The sequence below is a fragment of the Fulvivirga sediminis genome (assembly GCF_016757215.1).
Taxonomy (GTDB): domain Bacteria; phylum Bacteroidota; class Bacteroidia; order Cytophagales; family Cyclobacteriaceae; genus Fulvivirga; species Fulvivirga sediminis.
The window spans coordinates 125,128-145,310 of sequence record NZ_JAESIY010000008.1; the positions used below are offsets into that span (position 1 = coordinate 125,128).

17 protein-coding genes are annotated in these 20,183 nt (G+C 38.1%); 10 read left to right on the forward strand and 7 right to left on the reverse strand.

Annotation, left to right across the window (positions count from 1 at the left end; genetic code table 11):
• Nucleotides 1-156 precede the first annotated feature (156 nt).
• Nucleotides 157-594, forward strand: coding sequence for an NUDIX domain-containing protein (locus JL102_RS15240; RefSeq protein ID WP_202245291.1), 438 nt, complete (start codon nucleotides 157-159; stop codon nucleotides 592-594).
• 55 nt (nucleotides 595-649) lie between these two features.
• On the opposite strand, the gene trxA is transcribed toward JL102_RS15240, so the two are convergent.
• A complete protein-coding gene (gene trxA / locus JL102_RS15245; RefSeq protein ID WP_202245292.1) occupies nucleotides 650-973 on the reverse strand; it encodes a thioredoxin in 324 nt (107 codons plus the stop codon).
• A 165-nt stretch (nucleotides 974-1,138) separates the two neighbouring features.
• Here trxA and JL102_RS15250 point away from each other — a divergent pair, with 165 nt between their 5' ends.
• Nucleotides 1,139-2,239, forward strand: a complete 1,101-nt coding sequence (locus JL102_RS15250; RefSeq protein WP_202245293.1) for an AI-2E family transporter — start codon at nucleotides 1,139-1,141, stop codon at nucleotides 2,237-2,239.
• Nucleotides 2,240-2,278: 39 nt separating this feature from the next.
• Here the strand turns inward: JL102_RS15250 and JL102_RS15255 are convergent, their stop codons facing one another.
• Both JL102_RS15255 and dnaE read right to left on the reverse strand, forming a co-directional pair.
• Nucleotides 2,279-2,734 carry a hypothetical protein gene (locus tag JL102_RS15255; protein ID WP_202245294.1) on the reverse strand — a complete coding sequence of 152 codons (456 nt, stop codon included), beginning with the start codon at nucleotides 2,732-2,734 and terminating at the stop codon, nucleotides 2,279-2,281.
• 87 nt (nucleotides 2,735-2,821) lie between these two features.
• Nucleotides 2,822-7,069, reverse strand: a complete 4,248-nt coding sequence (dnaE, locus tag JL102_RS15260; RefSeq protein ID WP_202245295.1) for a DNA polymerase III subunit alpha — start codon at nucleotides 7,067-7,069, stop codon at nucleotides 2,822-2,824.
• A 458-nt stretch (nucleotides 7,070-7,527) separates the two neighbouring features.
• Between dnaE and JL102_RS15265 the strand changes: the two genes are divergently transcribed.
• From JL102_RS15265 to JL102_RS15285, 5 genes are read left to right on the forward strand one after another with little or no spacing between them, the layout of a single operon-like run.
• On the forward strand, nucleotides 7,528-8,307 hold the full coding sequence (locus JL102_RS15265) for a threonine/serine exporter family protein (protein ID WP_202245296.1): 780 nt from the start codon (nucleotides 7,528-7,530) through the stop codon (nucleotides 8,305-8,307).
• A complete protein-coding gene (locus tag JL102_RS15270; protein ID WP_202245297.1) occupies nucleotides 8,304-8,777 on the forward strand; it encodes a threonine/serine exporter family protein in 474 nt (157 codons plus the stop codon). The genes JL102_RS15265 and JL102_RS15270 overlap by 4 nt, the downstream gene beginning before the upstream one ends.
• Nucleotides 8,778-8,832: 55 nt before the next feature.
• On the forward strand, nucleotides 8,833-9,420 hold the full coding sequence (locus tag JL102_RS15275) for a DUF6940 family protein (protein WP_202245298.1): 588 nt from the start codon (nucleotides 8,833-8,835) through the stop codon (nucleotides 9,418-9,420).
• A gap of 33 nt (nucleotides 9,421-9,453) precedes the next feature.
• Entirely contained in the window at nucleotides 9,454-9,681 is a 228-nt protein-coding gene (locus tag JL102_RS15280; protein ID WP_202245299.1) for a hypothetical protein, read from the forward strand.
• Between the two features lie 54 nt (nucleotides 9,682-9,735).
• Nucleotides 9,736-10,563 carry an O-methyltransferase gene (locus JL102_RS15285; RefSeq protein ID WP_202245300.1) on the forward strand — a complete coding sequence of 276 codons (828 nt, stop codon included), beginning with the start codon at nucleotides 9,736-9,738 and terminating at the stop codon, nucleotides 10,561-10,563.
• A gap of 111 nt (nucleotides 10,564-10,674) precedes the next feature.
• Here the strand turns inward: JL102_RS15285 and JL102_RS15290 are convergent, their stop codons facing one another.
• The 3 genes from JL102_RS15290 to JL102_RS15300 all read right to left on the reverse strand — a co-directional run bounded on the left by JL102_RS15290 (nucleotide 10,675) and on the right by JL102_RS15300 (nucleotide 15,374).
• Entirely contained in the window at nucleotides 10,675-13,776 is a 3,102-nt protein-coding gene (locus JL102_RS15290) for a TonB-dependent receptor (RefSeq protein WP_237390611.1), read from the reverse strand.
• Between the two features lie 12 nt (nucleotides 13,777-13,788).
• Nucleotides 13,789-14,754, reverse strand: a complete 966-nt coding sequence (locus tag JL102_RS15295) for a FecR family protein (RefSeq protein WP_202245301.1) — start codon at nucleotides 14,752-14,754, stop codon at nucleotides 13,789-13,791.
• A 65-nt stretch (nucleotides 14,755-14,819) separates the two neighbouring features.
• A complete protein-coding gene (locus JL102_RS15300; RefSeq protein WP_202245302.1) occupies nucleotides 14,820-15,374 on the reverse strand; it encodes an RNA polymerase sigma factor in 555 nt (184 codons plus the stop codon).
• Between the two features lie 531 nt (nucleotides 15,375-15,905).
• Between JL102_RS15300 and JL102_RS15305 the strand changes: the two genes are divergently transcribed.
• Nucleotides 15,906-16,409 carry a hypothetical protein gene (locus tag JL102_RS15305; RefSeq protein WP_202245303.1) on the forward strand — a complete coding sequence of 168 codons (504 nt, stop codon included), beginning with the start codon at nucleotides 15,906-15,908 and terminating at the stop codon, nucleotides 16,407-16,409.
• Nucleotides 16,406-16,921: a M23 family metallopeptidase gene (locus JL102_RS15310; RefSeq protein ID WP_237390612.1), complete on the forward strand. Its 516-nt coding sequence runs from the start codon at nucleotides 16,406-16,408 to the stop codon at nucleotides 16,919-16,921. The genes JL102_RS15305 and JL102_RS15310 overlap by 4 nt, the downstream gene beginning before the upstream one ends.
• A gap of 68 nt (nucleotides 16,922-16,989) precedes the next feature.
• Here the strand turns inward: JL102_RS15310 and JL102_RS15315 are convergent, their stop codons facing one another.
• On the reverse strand, nucleotides 16,990-18,693 hold the full coding sequence (locus JL102_RS15315; protein ID WP_202245304.1) for an AMP-binding protein: 1,704 nt from the start codon (nucleotides 18,691-18,693) through the stop codon (nucleotides 16,990-16,992).
• A 558-nt stretch (nucleotides 18,694-19,251) separates the two neighbouring features.
• On the opposite strand from JL102_RS15315, the gene JL102_RS15320 reads away from it, so the two are divergent.
• A complete protein-coding gene (locus JL102_RS15320) occupies nucleotides 19,252-19,758 on the forward strand; it encodes a UpxY family transcription antiterminator (RefSeq protein ID WP_202245305.1) in 507 nt (168 codons plus the stop codon).
• Nucleotides 19,759-20,183 lie beyond the last annotated feature (425 nt).

A 20,183-nucleotide genomic window follows, 5' to 3' on the forward strand; every position in this document is an offset into this window, starting at 1 on the left:
ATGTCCTATTTGTGGATATGAATTTCCGGCCACCAGCCTCTGGATTCAGGTGGTGGCTATATTACTGGTGCTTCTTTTTATCTTATATTTTATTTTTTAAGAATTTTTAAGTTAGCATTGTTCATTGTTACAGAAGAGAACTAAAATAGTAGAAAAATGGCCATTGAACAAGATATATTACTAACGGTAGACGCTGTTATTTTTAATCAACCTGATGCAGAAAGCAGAGAAATATTACTGGTAAGAAGAAAAAACGAACCTTTTAAAGGTCAGTGGGTTTTGCCTGGTGGCTTTGTAGAGGATGATGAGGATCTTGCTGTGGCAGCGGCCAGGGAGTTAGAAGAGGAAACGCAAATTACGGTTAGTGCAGGAGATCTCATGCAGGTAGGAGCTTATGGTAAGCCGGGAAGAGACCCCAGAGGTAGAATGGTGACCGTAGCTTATGTGGCTGAAATTAATCAAGGTGAGCAGAAAGCCGTAGGCTCAGATGATGCTGAAAAAGCGCAGTGGTGGCCGTTAAATGATTTGCCGCAGCTAGGCTTTGATCATGCTGAAATATTGGAGAAGGCGCTGAAGCTAAAAGGGATAAAATAAAAAGAGAGGCGAAATTACAATTTCGCCTCTCTTTTAAATATCATAAATGCTTTGATTATGCTACTTGAGCATCAATTTTCTGAGCAAGTACACCTTTAGGAACTGCACCTACTTGTTTGTCTACGATTTCACCACCTTTAAATACTAAAAGTGTAGGTATACTTCTGATTCCAAACTTAGCAGAGATGTTAGGATTCTCATCTACATTTACTTTTCCTATAACCGCTTTTCCTTCGTAATCTCCTGCTAGCTCTTCTACCACAGGTCCAATCATTTTACAAGGACCGCACCACTCTGCCCAGAAGTCAACCAATACTGGTTTATCACCGCCTATGATTTCTTCAAAGTTTGAATCAGTGATTTCTATTGCTTTGCTCATTACTTTATATTTTAAGTATTAAAAATCTTTTTTCGTCTATCGAATCAACACAAATATAAAGGTTTTTGTTTTTGAGAACAGTTTGCAGTTCATAATTATTATCGATGAGCTGATAGGTTAAAGTGATAATTCATAACAGAACCAGATTTGGAGTGTTGAGATCATATGAGAAAAAAATATCCTTTTGTTATCAGGTTAACTTTGGTTCTCTTTCTATTGAGTCTGATCATTGTCATGCTTATAGTGGGGCGAGATTTTTTGTATCCAGTTTGTTTGGCCCTATTGTTTTCTTTTTTGCTGTATCCTATAACCAACCTTTTAGAGAAATGGAGGCTGCCACGTGTTGCAGCTATTCTTATTTCTATAATCTCTGCAATCGCTATTTTTGGAGGAGGTATGTTTTTGCTTTATCAGCAGATGACTGTGTTTATAGATGATTTCCCTGAGTTAAAAAAACACGCTCTGGATAATATTGATCACCTACAGTTACAGATAGATGATGTGGTGGGGCCTGTGGACCATAATAAGCAGTGGTGGCTTAGAGAGAAGGTCTCGGACTTGCTTAACAATAGTGATAATATAATGGCTACCGTTTTTAATGCTACCACCGGCACTATTGTGAAAATGGGACTTCAGCCTGTGTTTATTTTCTTTATGCTTTATTATAGAGAGCGTTTTGCCAGGTTTGTTTATATGATCGCAGGGAGAAGTCAAAAGCAAAACGTGGAGGTTATTCTGGGGGAGGTCTCTTTAATAACCAAGAGCTACATCAGCGGTGTTTTTATTGTGGTTTTGATCTTGTGCTTTGTTAATTCTTTTGGGTTAATGATAGTGGGTGTAGAGTATGCTATTATGTTTGGGATTCTTAGTGCTCTGATGAATTTCATTCCTTACTTCGGTACGTTGATTGGAGCGGCCATACCTTTGCTTTATACGCTGGTTTCCTCAGAGCCTAAAAATGCTATAGGGGTAATAATTCTCTTTGTTATTATTCAATTTTTGGAAAACAACATACTTACTCCAAGTATTACAGGAGGAAGGGTGGCTATTAATCCACTTTTTACCATATTAATTATAATAGCAGGAGGGATGATTTGGGGCATTCCAGGCATGTTTATGAGTGTGCCTTTTGCAGGCATGTTTAAGGTGATATGTCATCATTACAGGTACTTGAGGCCTATTGCATTTGTAATGTCTAAAAACAAAGGGGATGTTATTAGTTATAAGTTAGATGACTTGAAGAAATGGTTTACCAAGAGTAAGTAAAAGGCTTTGATTTACTCAATGGGGTAATAATGAGAAGGGCTATAAGTACTTGGAAGGTAAAGGGTTTTGATCAGATTCATTAGTCCAATAGATGTTTAAAATCCACCATCTGCTTTGGTCATAAAGTAGCTGTAGGCTGTTAATCCCTCTCATGAAAGGGGTTGTATCATCTACTTCTTTTCTAGATTCATAGGTGCTGAAAACATGAGTAAGGGTGCCAAAGGTTTCTGTAATCCGACTGATTTCTTTTTCATAGAAGCTATTCTCTTCCAGCCATTGGCCTGCGGAGGTAATGTACTCTAAAGGACTCAGGTATCTGCAGCTTATGGCCCCATCATTATTTTTGCCAGAAGGTATGAGTTTGGCTTCTTTATGAAAAAGGAGTTTGAAAAGCTCCCAGTCTATTTTCTTGCCTGCTGGTCCGGAAATGGTATTGTACATCGTGTTGATGATGTCATCTAAAGACTGGACTGATTGTAGGTACTCTTCTTTCATTTAAGTAATAGGCATTAGGTTGAAAGGTTGATTACTAGGGTGGCTATGTCTTTTGATATTATTACAGCAAAAGACATAGCCATCTTATTATACCATTACACGGCATTTTAGTTCAGGAATTTTCTTGATCTCTTTGATCATTTCATTACTTGGGTTCACTTTGTACTTTCTAGACATCAGTTCTACGGCTATATTTTCCTGAGTATCAAGCAAGTTAACATGGAAGGTGCATTCTCCTCTAAACTGCTCGCAGATACCTTCTAGCTGTAAAATAATCTTTTCATTGAGCTCTTCCACATTAACATTTACTACTACGCCTTTGGTCCTTTTATCACGGATATCATTAAGTAGTTCAATGGTTCTGATTTTGAACTCCAGGCTTTTATCTCCCCATCTTCTTTCTGTAGCGCTGCCCTGTATGTAGAGGAACCAACCCTGCATCAGGTACTCTTTGAACTTGATGTAATCATCGCCAAACAGGAAGAAAGTGAAGTTGCCGTTATAATCTTCCATGGTTAAAGTGCCGAAAGGTTTTCCTCCTTTTGTAGTTCTATGAGCAAAAGAAGAAACAATGCCTGCAATTCTTACTTCCTTTCCGGTAAGTTGTGTCAGGTCGTTGAGCTGATTGAGTTCTGTGTTGCAGAAATTTTCTATTTCAAAAGAAAAATCATCTAGCGGGTGACCGGAGATATAAAGGCCTACTACATCTTTTTCGATGTTTAGTTTTTCTATTTCGCCGAAAGGCTCCATAGCTGGTATTTTAGGCTTAGGGGTTTCTATGCCGGAATCTCCACCAAACAGGCTGGCCTGAGAGCTCTCAGCTTCCATCTGCATTTTGTTGGCGTACTTGATTACCTTTTCTATAAGCGTTTGCTCTCCTTCGGGAGCCTGTAGATATTGCCTTCTATGAAACTCTTCGAAACAATCAAATGCTCCAGACATAGCCAGACATTCAAAGGTTTTTTTGTTTACGGTTCTTAGGTTGATCCTTTCTGCAAAGTCAAATATATCTTTGAAAGGGCCATTGGCTTCTCTTTCTTCTATTATAGCCTCTACAGCTGCTTCACCACTTCCTTTAATAGCGCCCAGCCCAAAACGAATTTCACCTTCTTCGTTTACGGCAAAATTTACAGCTGATTCATTAACGTGCGGACCAAGTACTTTGATGCCTTGGTTACGACACTCTTCCATGAAGAAAGTAACTTTTTCGATGTTACTTTGGTTGTGCGTAAGCACTGCTGCCATATACTCGGCAGGGTAGTGGGCTTTAAGGTATGCCGTTTGATAGGCTACCAGTGAGTAGCAGGTGGAGTGTGATTTGTTAAAGGCGTAAGCTGCAAATGCTTCCCAGTCTTTCCATACTTTTTCAAGTACTTTAGGGTCATGGCCTCTTTCCTTACCTCCATCTACAAACTTAGGCTTGAGTTTTTCTAGTAAGGCAAATATTTTCTTACCCATCGCCTTACGCAGAACGTCCGCATCACCTTTAGAGAAACCAGCCAGCTTCTGGCTTAGAAGCATAACTTGCTCTTGATATACAGTAATACCATATGTCTCAGCCAAGTACTCAGACATATCCTCTATGTCATAAGTAATTTCTTCTTCACCATGCTTTCTGGCAATGAAGTTAGGAATGTATTCCATAGGTCCTGGTCTATAGAGGGCGTTCATGGCAATCAGGTCTTCAAACTTATCGGGCTTAAGTGCGCGAAGGTGCTTCTGCATGCCAGGAGATTCAAACTGGAACGTACCATTGGTTTCTCCTCTTTGATAAAGTTCGTAAGTTTTCTCATCTTCTAATGAGATATGATCAATGTCGATCTCAATGCCATGCCGCTTTTTGACATTAGCAATGGCTGATTTTATGATGGTGAGGGTTTTTAGCCCCAAGAAGTCCATCTTAAGCATACCTGCGTTCTCTACCACGCTGTTATCAAACTGGGTGATAAGCATAGGAGAGTCTTTCGCGGTAGAAACCGGAATGAACTTAGTAATATCATCAGGAGTGATGATTACTCCACATGCGTGTGTGCCGGTACTTCTTACTGAGCCTTCCAGAATTTTAGCCTGGTTGAGTACCTTTGCTTTCAGGTCAGAGCCATGTCTCATTTGTTCCAGCTCCTTTACTTCTTTAAAGGCTTTGTCTAGCGAAGTACCTGGTTTCTCAGGAATAAGCTTAGCCAGGTCATTGGCTTCCGCTAAAGAAAGCTCCATAACCCGGGCAGCATCTCTAATAGATGACTTAGCCGCCATGGTACCATAGGTGATAATCTGGGCTACCTGATTACGGCCATATTTGTCAATTACATATTGTATAACTCTTTCCCGACCTTCATCATCAAAGTCAATATCAATATCGGGCAGTGACACCCTGTCTGGGTTTAGGAATCTCTCAAAAAGTAAGTCATAAGCTATGGGGTCTACATTGGTAATTCCTATACAATAGGCTACGGCCGAACCTGCCGCAGAACCCCTTCCCGGACCTACTGAAACGCCTATTTCCCGTGCTTTACTGGTGAAATCCTGTACGATAAGGAAGTAGCCAGGGTATCCTGTGTTTTCAATGGTCTGAAGTTCAAAGTCTAGTCGCTCCCGGATTTTATCTGTAATTTCAGGATAGCGTTTATTAGCACCTTCATAGGTGAGGTGTCTCAAAAAGGCATTTTCACCTCTTTTGCCACCATCTTTTTCATCATCTGGGTGTTTAAACTCTTCAGGGATGTTGAAGGCAGGGAGTAGCACATCTCTATCTAGCTTATAGACTTCTATTTTATCAATTAGCTCAGTCAGGTTCTCTATGGCTTCAGGAAGGTCACTGAATATAACCTTCATTTCTTCCTGAGACTTGAAATAGAATTGATCGTTAGGGAAACCAAATCTAAAGCCACGGCCACGACCTATTGGCGTTGATTTCATTTCACCTTCTTTTACACATAGCAATACATCATGTGCTTCCGAATCTTTTTGGTTGATGTAGTAGACATCATTCGCTGCTATTACTTTTACATGGTATTTTCTTGCAAAGTCGAGCAGAACTTCGTTTACACGGTTTTCTTCTTCCAGTCCCTGGCCAGCACGGTTGCCGTGTCTTAATAATTCTATGTAAAAATCATCTTTAAAGACCTCCAGATACCACAAGAAGGCTTCTTCGGCCTGGTGCTCACCTACGTTTAGAATAAGTGAGGGTATTTCACATTGAAGGCCTCCGGTAAGAGCGATTACATCTCCAGAGTATTGCTTTATCAGTTCTTTATCCACCCTCGGATAAATACCGTATAGACCTTCCATGTAGGCCATGGAACTCAGCTTAGCCAGGTTATGGTAACCTGCCTTGTTTTTAGCTATTAGTACCTGATTAAATCTTTTGTCAGGGTTGTCTTTCGTGAATTTTAGCTTGGTTCTTTCTTCTGCTACAAAAAACTCACAACCTATGATAGGCTTGATGTCGTTAGCAATGGCTTCTCTTACGAATTTAAAACCACCAAACATATTACCCAAGTCAGTGAGGGCTACTGCTGGCATGTTGTATTCCTTAGCTTTAGCTATTAGGCCCTTAATGTCTGGTACAGCCTGTAATACTGAGAACTGGGTATGTACATGTAGGTGTACAAAAGGATGGTCTATCTTCTGGGCTGCAGCCTTATCGCCACCATAAGTAACAGTGGATTTTTTCTCTGTTTTGGCAAAGTTGGCTTCATCCAGCTTAGGAGCTTCGTACACCACTTCCTCTACTGGCAGATCGTTGATGGTAGGTACTACTTTCTCAGTGATAAGGCCAAAGAAACATTTTGCCGTAGCATCTACGTCATAAGCCGCATCGTGAGCGTCGCCAAATCCTACGCCGAAGAGTTTCTCATGGAGTTCAATCAGTTTGGGTGATTTTAGCTTACCGCCAATACCACCACGCAGGTTACAATATTCTTTAGATACCTCAGAAGTATCTATTTTCTCTTTTTCCTGAAGTTCTTCACCTTTAGGCTGGTTGCTGGTACGTACGTATTCTGTACCTACAATTTTGTTGTCAAACTCAATGTTATGACCTACAACTATAGTGGCTTTATCCAGATCTTCAGAGAAGATATCAAGAACCTTTTTAAGGTCATGTCCCTCTTCTAATGCTCTTTTGGTAGAAATACCGTGAACCTTTTCAGAGTTATAAGGAATGGTAAAACCTTCTGGTTTTACTATGTAGTTATGGTTAGAAAGTAGCTTACCCTTTTCATCGTGTAGCTGCCAGGCCAATTGCACTAGTCTGGGCCAGTTTTCCAGATCAGTAATGGGTGCGCTATAACTATGAGGTAAACCGGTGGTCTCGGTATCAAAAACTATGTACATGCAAAAAGGAAGCTAGTGGTTACTAAATAGATGCCCGTAGTAATGGGGCGGACTACAAAAGTAAATAGTTATGAGTAAATAGAATAGGGTTCAAAGGAATTTAGTATTTAGAATAAATACTAAGTAATCAGGAGGTGTAGATAATTGAGTCTAAGTCATTTGAGTTTTTTAATTTTTGCTAAGTTGACTTGAGTAAATAAATGGCTTTTGGGAGTATTTTGAGGTGTTTTAGTGCTTAAGAAGGCCTGTAATTCTATATGGTTTTGACTGGTATTATTCCTTGTATATCTCCATGGTAAAACATCAAAAAAGCTAGTTTAAGCGGGGTCAGGCAGTATCAATATTTATCCCTTAATAAGTTCAGTTATTTATAGTTTTTCCTAACTGAAAGAATAAAAAATTAGATAATTTTAGCCAACGGTTATAGACTCAGAGCCTACTATTTTAAACAAAAAATTATGGCTGAAAATCATACAGAAACGGAGCTAAAAGAGCTTGGCCAAACACTCTTACGTATAGGAGCTTATTTAATGAGTGCAGGGGCCAATATTCAACGTATCAGAAAAACGGTTGAGCGTATTGCCGGGGCCTTTGGTTGTACTGTCGATCTGCTTATTACCAATAGGGCATTGATGATCACCATCGGAGATGATAAGCTAACCCATTTTCATAGCGGATTAAAACGGACGTTACCTCATGGGGTGAATTTTAGATTGGTATCTGGTATCAGTCGGATGAGTTGGTGGGTGGTGGAAAAAAACTGGTCTATAAAGGATGTTAATAATGAGATAGATCGCTTAGTGGCGTTACCTCACTACCCGAGGTTGCTAGTGTTGTGCGTGGTAAGCTTGGCAGGGGCCTCTTTTTGCAGGCTCTTTGGAGGAAATTATATTGATATGTTGGTGGCATTTGGAGCTACTTTTATAGGGCTGTTTGTTCGGCAAGAATCACTGAAGCGAGATTTTAATGCTTATTTGTGTATATTTTTTGCAGCTTTCACATCTTCTCTCATCGCTAGTATATGCATTAAGTTTAGGGTGGATGTTCATGATCAGGCGCTCAATGCCTGTGTGCTGTATCTTATACCTGGGGTACCTTTTATAAACTCGTTTTCAGATTTGATTCATGGTAATATTATGAATGGAATAGTGAAAAGTGTACATGGTTTAATTATCGCATTTGCTATTGCTATGGGGTTAATGCTGGCTATGCAAATTTGTCAACTATTAGTGTTATGAATTGGATACTTTTTTTTGAGAAAGGCTTATGGTTTGGAGCTGCAGCTATTGGGTTTGCTATTCTATTTAACGTGCCTAGACGGACGCTAAGGTATATTTTTATAATGGGAGCTCTGGCAGGGCTTTTGAAAACTTTACTTTTGTGGTTTGGAGTGAATGTCATAGTCTCCAGCTTGGGTGGAGCTACGCTTGCAGGCTATATGGGCGTGTTCGCAGCGCACGATAAGCATGCACCGCCAATGGTTTTTGCTATACCCTCAGTTATACCTATGGTTCCCGGTGTTTTTGCTTATAGGATGATGCTAGGCCTGATAAAGCTATCTATAATTCCTGACGAAAACTATGAGAAAGTGCTTTCAGAAACTATCAGTAATGGGTTGAATGCTACTTTTATTTTGCTTTCATTAGCATTAGGTGTTGCTATTCCTCTTTTGGTGACCCGAAAGGAATCTGTGAAAAAAACTATATGAAGAAGGTAAATAAGAAGTTGAGATTGCGGATTGATAGTGTAAATTGAGTTTTCTAATGTCAGTAATCAGGTTTAAAAATCATCCAACAAATTTAAAGGGTGCGGTAACTTATACTGTAGAAAGTGATTGTAAAAGACTCACTTTTAGAGAGGTGATTGATTTTTTGATGAATTCTTCTGACTTCAGAGGGGAGTTAACCAGTACCTTAAATAACACAGGATTTGAGGCGTATTTTTGGGAGGTAAAGCCTTGCTCTACCATTTTGCTGGATGATGTGTTTGAATTTGCTTTGGTTCAGGCCAATGGCCTTGTAAATATAAAAATGGATTCAGTGCCTTTTCAAGAGTATTTTGATACTGTTTCTCTCACTCTTTCATTTCCGAATCTACGAGGAGATGCCCATTTGGTAGTGCCAAATAAAATAAACCATAAAGCTAATTATGCTCATTTGGCAGCGTTTTTAGAAACAGCTGATAGTTATGAAATAGACAGTTTTTGGAAACAGGTAGGTGATGCTTATAGCCGATTAATGAATGATCAACCGCTATGGCTAAGTACTGCTGGGCTGGGTGTATCATGGCTGCACGTAAGAATTGATCAGAAGCCTAAATATTATAGATATGAGCCATATAAGCTGTTGTAAGCATGTAGTTTGAAAGGAATAATATATGAAGTTATGAGTAAGTCTAGAAGAAAGAATAAAATCAGAGGAATCACAACGGCTAAATCTGAGAAGGAAAGTAAAAAAATGGCAAATAGAAGGCTAAGAAAGAGGGTAAACCAAAAAATAAATAAAGGGGAGGAGCAGTTGCCGCAGTTAAGGGAAGTGTCTGATGTGTGGGATTTTGCTAAAGATGGCAAAATATATGATCCGAATATGAAGGGTAAGGATATGCGGAAATAGTTTTTTATGTTTGTTTGAAGAATAAAATGGCATTTAAACTTTTCAGCATATATAATGATAAAGCGAAGAATTTATAAGCATAAGTTAATTTTCAAAAGAAGGATTAAGCAAAAATCTGAAATTGATAAAATTTTATATTTTAAGAATGACATGTTGATGAGCTTGCTTAAGGCTTTTCAATTAACTAAGTCAAATACTCATACAAAGGAAGATCTTGCAGCATTTGAGAGTGTGGAGAATTATAGAAAAAAATTGCTTGATGATCCAACTGAGGTAACTTATGAGGTATTCTCCCTTGATAAAAAAGAATTGGTACAAAATATTTGCATGAAGGCAGTGTCAACTAAAAAATGGTGTCAATTTTTGTACTATTTAGTAAAGAGTGTAGATAACGCTAATGTACTGGAAATAGGAACAAATCTGGGTGTTTCCGGGAGTTATATACTTGAAGCTATGAAGCCAGGAAATGGTAAGTTTATTAGTATGGAGGGGTTACCAAAGTTGTGCGAGATTTCATCTAAGCGATTTTCTGAGATAGTTTCACCTTCAAGATTTGAAATATTACAGGGGCTTTATGATCATACGTTTCCTCAGCTAATATCAAATGGTGAAAAATTTGATATATTATTCATTGATGGCAATCATAAAAAAGAACCTACTTTAGAATATTTCAGGAAGTTAAAATCTTCCTCCATTGGAAATAAAGCTTTATTTGTTTTTGATGATATTTATTGGAGTGAGGGTATGAAAGAGGCTTGGCAAATAATTAGAAATGATGAAGATGTTAATTTTTCAATAGACTTGTATGAGCAAGGTGTAGTAATCATTGATAAAAATGAAACTAGTAAAGGGGAAAAGTTTGATTTACACTTAGCTTATTAGTTGAAAAGGTTTACCTTACTTAAAGCATATTGAAAATTTTGAAAACGTAATCTCTATATGAGAGGTGCCTCTTGCGAGACACCTCCGGTAGGTTAGGTTTAGGGATAGATTTTAAAATTTATAAGAAATAGCCAGGTTAAACATGGTTCCTAACTGGCTGAAGTGAGAGCCATCATAAGTCATTTGAGAGTATCTTTGGTTAAAAGTGATCAAGTTTCTCTCTGTTCTTAATGAAGGATCATCAGCATCTATTTCAGTGCTGCCGGCCACAAAGTGCCATTCAGGCAGAATGTTCAATACGTTATTTACATTAAAGGCTACAGATAACTTTTCAGTGGCATTGTAGTTAATAGAAATATCCGTTACTATTTTAGGATCAAACTCAGTGTCTAGTCCATCAGGTAAACCTTGTTGATGGAACGTTGTTTTTCCAAAATAAGTGTTGTAGATACCAAATCCGAACTTGTTCAAGTCGTAGTTTATGCCTAAAATCCATTTAGTTTTAGGTCTGGAAGTGAAGAAAAGAGCCTCTTGTGTTTCATTTACCACTGATTGATTAGCACCTTCAACTAATAACGGGTTGTTCACGGCGCCATCTCTTTCATTTTCTATGGTATAGTTACCCGATAAGCTGAAGCTAAGGCTTCCAGAGCCTAAAGAAAGGTTTTTGTAGTTGGCTACCACGTCTATACCAGATGTTCTGGTATCTAAAGCATTTACAAAGAAACTCACGTCAGAAAGATTGTTTTCTTGTAATATTTGATCAAGAGGGGTGTCTCCGTCTGCTGTAGGACCTATTTCTGTACTTAATATAATTCGGTCTTTCATCGCTATGCTGTAGTAGTCCACTGTGATATCAAAGTTGGAGGTTGGTTTAACTCCAAGACCAATGGTGAAGTTATCTGATTTTTCAGCGTCTAACTCTGGTACACCAAGTAAACGAGCCTGTGGAGATACGTTGTTGATCAAACCGCCTACTTGAATTCCTTGTCCTGGAACGAAGCTGTATTGTGCTTTTTGAGTATAAATCTGGTGGAGGGTTGGAGCTCTGAAACCGGTGGAGATCGATCCTCTCAAAGTGATTTTATCATCAAGGAATTTATATCTTGAGCTTACTTTCCAAACAAAAGCATCACCAAAATCACTATAATTCTCAATACGAGCAGTACCATTAATGAGAAAGTCAGGGGTGATGTCCCAAGCTAAATCTACATAACCACCAAAGTTGTATCGGTTAAATTTCCCTGAGTTTTCTGGAGTGTTACCTGCAAAAGAGTCAGAGCCACCACCATCATAAGAGGCTAATTCACCTTCTAATACAGTGAAAGTTTCGGTTCTAAACTCAGAGCCAAAGGCTAATCCCAGGTGGTCTGTAAGAGGTTTGGAAATATCTATGTTACCTACAATATGTGAGAACATGGTGCCGCCCGGGTCAAAAGATAGTCGACTATTTTCACGGTAAAGCTCTACTCCGGGAACGATCTCATCAGCATCTACCTGTCCGTTATTGTTTAAATCTCCATAATAAATGGGGTCAGAAAGCACAGAGTTGCCATTATGAGTGTTACTTACATTGTAGGTTTGTTTGTTTCCACCTGTGGTAATACTTAAGTCAGCCATCCATTCATTTTTATTGGTTTTGAAACCTAAGGTGGCATTGTAGTCATTTAAGTTACCATCAAAAGTAGGTCTGTAACCTACATACTCTCCATTAGGTCCATTTGGAAAAAAGGTAGAAAGGTAAGGGTAGTCATCTAATGTTCTCCAGTAAGGCGTTCTGTAGTTAGCAAAGCTGTTTACTTTTTTGTATACGTAAGCAGCATTGAAATACAAGTCTGTTTGTTCTGATAGTTCAGCACCACCATTTACTAAAAACTTAGCGGCAGTGGTTTCTGGTGAGCCGTTTATATTACCAGCGTCAGGCATTAGGGCTAAGAACCGTTCTACCTCTTCTATGTCGGCATCAAAATCAGCGGCATCACCTACAGGGTCTACAGTTCCAGGTCTGTTGGCTAGGTTTACTTTAGATAAGTCAATGGTGTAGTTGATGAAACCATTCTCTCCTAGTTTGCTGCCATTGTTTACGGCAAAGCCAATCATCTCTCCATCTCCTTCTGAGGTGATTCCTGTTCTTAAAGTCGCTCTTCCAGCACTATTATCGTCTTTTAAAACAATATTCATTACACCAGCAATAGCGTCAGAACCGTACTGTGCAGAGGCACCATCTCTTAAAATCTCTACTCTTTTAATGGCATCGGTAGGTATACCAGAGATGTCAGCTCCGGTTTCTCCTCTACCAGGGGAGGTTTGGGTGTAGAGCAAAGCACTAAGGTTTTTCCTTTTTCCATTGATAAGAATAAGCGTACGGCTAGGTCCCATGTTTCTGATTTCGTAAGGATCTAATAGAGATGTGGCATCATTGACAGGTGTTTGTACTGTGTTGAAAGAAGGTACTCTGTACTGTAAGGCTTTATCAAAAGTAGGCTGTCCGGTAGAGGTAAGTTCATCCGCCGCTAGCATGTCTATCGGTAGTGGGGTATCTGTTGATGATCTAGGGGAGTTCCTTGATCCCACAATTACGATGTCGTTCAAAGTGGCTACATCAGGTTGCATACTTACTTTAATGGATGTCTTGCCGTTGTAAGCGATCTCTTGGGTAACATAGCCAACGTAGCTAATCATAAGTTTAGCTCCGTTAGTGGCGTTGATAGTTACAGAACCATCTACGCCAGTGGTTCCTCCTTGTGAGGTGCCTTTTATGGATACGTTTACACCAATGAGCGGATTGCCATTTTCATCAACTACGGTAATGGTTACAGGATCGCCGGCCATTTCTATTTCTATTGGTTCTGTTTTAGCAATGTCCCTGATTACTCTATTTACACTGATGACATTATTGACCTGTTTGAATTTTAGGCTTGACTCTTTAGCGATATCTGTTAATATTTCCGCAACCGAGGTTTTCTTGTAGTTTTTAGAAAATCGATTAGCTGTTTTAATATTAGATTCGCTGTAATGAAACTTAAAATTTGTTTTGGATTCTACTCTGGCAAAGGTTTCTGTTAGTGAAGCATTTTTCAGGCTTAGGTCAATAAAAACATCTTTAACGCTCTTGGCCTGATAGCCTGGCTTAGCCATGGCTATCTGTAGCTGCATGATGGCCAATACAGCTAAGAGGGTTAGTTTTAAGGAGTAGGTTGTGGTTTTTCTCATACTAGTTTTAGGTTAAAATGTTAGGTTTATTTTTTTATCATGGATTTGGTATTTGAAGTCTAGAGCGAATGACATGCTGGTAAGCACATGCTCAAGACTGGCATTATCGAATCTTCCGGTATATCTTTTTGAGGTTTTGGGCTTTGATATAAGGGTTATTTTTACATCATACCACCTTTCTAGTGAGGTGATGATCTCCTGTATGGAGGCATTATGAAAGTCCAGAATGCCTGATATCCATAGAAAATCCTGGGCATTGCCTGTTTCTTTTTTTAAAATATGGCCTTCAGTATCAATCTTTACGGCTTCCCCTGGAGCAAGATTTATACTGTTACTTTTCTTATGTTGAGCATTTACCATTATACGCCCTTCAGCTAAGGAAATTTTGTAGTGGCTAGCCCGGCTGTTAACATTAAACTCAGTGCCAAGAGCAGTAGTCTCATACCCTTGAGAGTAAACAATAAAAGGTCTTTTTTTATCCTTGGCTACTTCAAAATACGCTTCTCCATCTAGCTCTATAATTCGAGATGAATCAGTAAAATAACGATTGTATTTAATAGAGCTTTCGGAGTTGAGGTATACTTTAGAGCCATCGCTGAGGTGGATTACTGATTTTTGACCTCGCTCATTTTTCTTTACCAGTACGTCTACCTGAGGCTGGGTAGGGGGCTGGGGTGGTTGCTGTAGTAGTAGGTAAGTAGGGATTGCTAAAATTATGAAAAGAGCTGCTATTTTGTAAAATAGAGAACTCTGAACCTTGCGTTGAGGTGAACGCGTGGTTTTACTCAGTATGCTTGAGAATGTCTTGCTTTCATCTGGCAGAGACTCTTCCTCTGTTAACCAGGCTTCATCCATCAATTTGTTAAGAGCAAGCATCCCTTCGGGGGTTTCCAGGTAGCGCCTGATCATAGATTCCTCCTCGGCGTCGCAGGCTCCATCCAAAAATTCCCTTAATTGTTGTTTGGTGATAATAGTCATGTGTAATAAGCGTGTATAAATAGCTATTACCTTAGCTCCACTTATTTACTCACGACAATGGAAAATTATTTTTGCTCGTTGATGGCTTGCTTGATTTCTTTGGTGGCTCGGTACAGCTGATTTTCTACTGTCCGGATGGAGATATTGAGCTCTTTGGCTATTTCTTTGTTAGAAAGGCCTTCGTTTTTGCTAAGCATAAAAACTTGCTTCTGACTGGTAGAGAGGTTGTCTATGCAAGAGTTTGCATGTGAGAGTAAGTCTTTGAAAATGATGTACTCTTCTGTGTTATGTTGAAAAGCTGGGGATTGATTTCTAAGGTTGTTGATATAATTGGTTTCGAGTGTGCCTCGTTTGATTTTTTTTAATATAATTCTTTTGGTTATAGTGAAAATATACGGTGCAAAAGGTTTATTGACTAATATTTTCTTACGCCCTTCCCAGATAGAAATAAATACTTCCTGTACTATGCACTCGGCATCATCTACTGACATGCCCATATATCGTGCAAGTCCAAAAATTCGCTTGTGATAATGATTGAAAAGTGTCTTAAAAGCACACTCTTTCCCCTTTACAAGCGATTTAAGTAGCTTTTTTTCTGAATATGTTTCTAGGAAAATCACGGATAATACAAATATTTAACTTTTAATTAAGTCAATAAAAATGATATAATCAATAGATATTTTATATAATGTAATTTTAACCTATAAAATGAATTTCAATAGTTGAAATAGGTTTTATTGGTTTTAAATATGTCTTTAAATTCATTAAATATTATTTTTTATCCTATTTTAGGTTTATTTTATGTCCTATGGGTTAGGTTGGTTGATTGAAGCAATAAATAAATGCCATAGCTTAATCAGGCAAGTAAAAATGAGTAAGTAGTCATGAAAGAATTATGTTCTACGTGTTTTCTTATAACTGTTTAAGCTGTTCTCACATTATTTCTGGTATTCGGTACCCCTGCTTATATTGAAGCGTTTAAAAGCGTAACCTCTTGTAGCTAGCAGGCGTACAAGAGAAGAAAATTGTAAATATTAAGGGCAGTAATCATTTTCTGGTGAAATATAATAGTTATGTGTAGATACGGAATGGTAACATATAAGCCTCACTATGCCTGTTTTAATTGTAGAAAAACTTTTAAAAGAAGGTTGATGAGAGATGTTGAAAGGGGAGTTAATAAAAATAGAGAGGATGTAAAGGCCAAATGTCCTGAATGTGGAAGTATGATGGCGGATATGGGATTGGACTTTGAATCTCCTAAAAAAAATGATTTGAAATCTTGGGAGTATGTTCGCAATCTTTATATCTCAGGAATAACGTTTCACTCTTGTGGCTGCACTGGCCCAGGATATATCCCCAGAGATTATGAAGCTTTGGTTACTTACCTTAAGCGAATGAAAAATCTGTATATAGACCAGAGACGGTTTTGGCAGCATAGAGAGGAGCCAACGAATGACAGGGAGAAGCAAAAAGACTGGCATGCTAATAAAGAGTATTTGTGTAAAGTTCCTTCATATTTACAAACCGGAACAAGGAAAAAGAGACATGTGAATATTCAGAAAGCTGTCGAATATTGGACCGGGAAGATTAATGATATTGATGCTAAGCTAGAAGAGCTCTCTAAATCTCCAATAGGTAAATTATCAATCCTTTGAAGAAGAGAAGTAAAATAGGAATAATCATTCTGATTATTTTGATGATTGGATTATTGATTCCTCAAGATTTATCTATGCCCGTGGTGGGGGCTGGCAAGTCTGATTATAATTCAGAATCGTTTTGGTACTACCCATGGGGGCGGTCTGTGACACATAAAGGGGTGGACATATTTGCTAAGGAAGGTGCAGTTATAAAATCTGCTACAACTGGCCTTGTACTGTATGCAGGAAAAATGGCAATAGGAGGGAAAGTGATTCTAGTCTTAGGTCCTAAGTGGCGACTACATTACTATGCTCACCTTAAGGATATTGATATTTCTCCTTTTTCAATAGTAGACAAAACAGATGGTATCGGTACTGTAGGAACAAGTGGTAATGCAGCCGGAAAGCCCCCTCACTTGCATTATTCTATTCTTACGCTGTTGCCTTACGTTTGGAAAATAGACAATGATCGGCAAGGGTGGAAAAAAATGTTTTATTTAAATCCTATTGAATTTATTGAGGGCATATAAAGGCTATTATTCATATTACCTTTATATCTCCCTCCTGAAACACCAACTAATGGAGCACGCGAGGGACTTTACACCCTCTCTTGTTCTCTAAGTGCCTTTCGTAAGATTTTGCCTACATTAGATTTTGGTAGCTCATCTCTGAACTCTACCTGCTTAGGCACTTTATAAGCAGTAAGTTTAGTTTTGCAATAAGTGATTAACTCTTCCTCTGAAAGTGTAGGATCATTTTTGACCACAAATATTTTCACCGCCTCATCTGATTTGGCATCAGGAATACCTATTGCAGCCACTTCTCTTACTTTTTCATGTGAAGATATTACTTCTTCTATCTCATTAGGGTAGACGTTAAAGCCAGAAACCAGAATCATCTCTTTCTTTCGGTCTACAATTCTGAAAAATCCGTCCTTATCTTTTACACCAATGTCTCCAGTTTTGAGCCATCCATCCTTAGTAAACACTTTTTCCGTTTCAGTAGGATTGTTGTGATATTCTTTCATCACTTGTGGTCCTTTGGCGAATATTTCTCCTGGAACATCTTCAGGTAGTTCATCCTCATTCTCGTTAACTATGATAAGCTTGGTGTTGGGAATAGGGAGGCCGATACTTCCAATGCGTTCTTTACCCTGGCCAACAATATTAAAGGTGAGTATAGGAGACGTTTCAGTGAGTCCATAACCCTCAGAAATAGGGCATCCCGTCATCTTTTTCCATTTTTTTGCTGTATTGGCTTGTACTGCCATACCACCTGCCCCACAGAGTTTAAGGTTGGAAAAATCTAACTGTTCAAAACCAGATTCATTCATGAGGCCATTATACAATGTATTTACACCAGAGAAGAGAGAGAATTTGTGCTTACTAAGCTCCTTTACGAAGCCTTGCATATCTCTGGGATTAGGAATAAGCACGTTTTTGGCTCCTATCTTCATCATTAGAAAGCAATTAGCTACTAGTGCTAAAATGTGATAGAGAGGAAGGGCTGTAATCATAGTCTCTTCTCCCTGTTTTATTTTGGTAGATAGAAGCCAGGCATAAAACTGTTCTATGTTGGCTACAATATTGGTATGCGTAAGCACAGCTCCCTTTGATACTCCAGTGGTTCCACCTGTATACTGAAGAAAGGCTGTATTCCAGCCTCTGGGATATACCTTTTTAAAAACTTGCTTCTTGCCACTGCTCAAAGCTTGGTTGAACTTGGTAGCGCCAGGAAGATGATAGGAGGGGATCATTTTTTTTACATGCTTTACCACCCCATTCACAAGTATTTTTTTTATTCTGCCTAACTGATCACCCATTTCAGTGATTACTACATGATCTACAGCAGTTTCATCAGTGATTTCCTCTAATTTATGCGCAAAATTGGCCAGTATCACAATTACCTTGGCGCCGGAATCAACCAGTTGGTGTTTGATTTCTCTGGGTGTATAAAGAGGATTGGTATTGACTATAATCATCCCTGCCCTAAGAGCCCCAAATAGTGCTATTGGGTACTGAAGAATATTCGGAAGTTGTATTGCTATAGGTGTTCCTGGTTTTAAATCTAAGTCATTTTGTAAGTAGCTGGCAAAATTAGACGACAGCTGATTGAGTTTATCATAAGTAATGGTAGTTCCCATACAATGATAAGCGGGGAGAGTACCAAATTTTCTAACACTAGTATGGAGTAGTTCTACCAGAGATTCATAACGATGAGGGTTAATTGAACTGGGGATTTCTTTTGGGTATTGTTTATGCCAGGGGTAACAATCCTGACCGGTCACAGCTTGTGATTGCATTATTTAAGGATTTGTGAATGAAAAAATATAAATGCAAGTTTAATACTGACCTAGCAATGCATGCTTGTAAATCCCCGCCAAATGCTATAAAATATCCGACATGAGTATGCAAAAAAGCCGATGAACTGCCGGTCTTTGATATAATAATATTGTCTCAGCTATCTTGCCCTATCCCCTTATATACTAAGAGTATAGGGATTTATAGCCATTTTGAGGGTTTTGGAAAAAGAACTGCGAATAGGCCTGATAACAATTTTTTAACAAATGAATATTTTATTTAAAATATTTAAGACTTGTTAATTTGATTTTAGTTTTCTACTTTAGATGCGTAATTATATTAATATTTTATGTAATAATTATATTTTAATAGTTAGTTTTTGATATTAATATTATATTACACGTCCTTGATTTACTCTATAGGAGTGCAGTATTGGCAAGTAAAATATGCTGAGATAGAGGTTATTTCTAGTGCCTTTTATAACCATCATTGATCTAAAATACTGTTACGTACCTTGGCGAAGCCGTACCCTTGCTTTTATCAACCTAAATTTAATATTCATGTATATCAACAAAAGATGGTATGTTTTATATACCATGCCTAATGCTGAAAAAAATGTAAGAGATCGACTGTTAAAAAAGAATTTGGAGGTCTTTCTTCCTCTCCGTACTAAAATTGTTCAGCGTTGTGATCGAAAGAAAAAAATTCAAACTCCTTTATTTCCTGGATATGTCTTTACAAAACTAAAAATTAGCGAATTTCATGATGTGTATGAAGTTTCTGGTTTTCTGAGGTTTTTATCTACAAACGGTAAGAAAGATGTTGTTCCTGATGAGGAAATAGAAACGATCAAAGTACTACTTCGTGGTGAACCTTCGATTTGTGCCCAAAAACTAGAGTTAGGGGAAAATGTGAAGATCAGTAATGGCCCATTTGCGGGTTTAGAAGGGCAATTAATGAGTTATAAAGGAGAGAAACGGTTAATTGTTCTACTAAATTCTATACAACAGAGCGTAATGCTGGAAATAGGAGAAGAAGTACTGGAATGTAGTGAATATGTCAGTTAGATTAATAATTATCTGCAATTATTAATGCTCTATTTTAAGCCTACACGTAAGAATGGTTAACTATCTATATAGTAATTCTTGCGCTAGCCTTTACTCTTTATCTAAGTTTTAGAAAACCTTCATTTAATTTTTAGTCTTTTTTCGAAATGGCATGGCTAACTTTTTCAGCCAAGCAGAGCGAAGCTATGTCTATTGAAATTTACGCAATATTAAATCTCTCTTTTCTGATGAATAAAGCAGGAAGAAATATTTTATAAACATTACATGTTAAATAGTGATAAGATACTCATTGTTAGGGTTTTATCATATTAACTGTTGGCCATTTCGAAATTCTATCTTAGAAGGCTCTTACAATACTTCAGTGTATATTCAATATGTTTCTTGCAAAACTCTTTACCTAATAAATAACCTAAACTACTTTACTC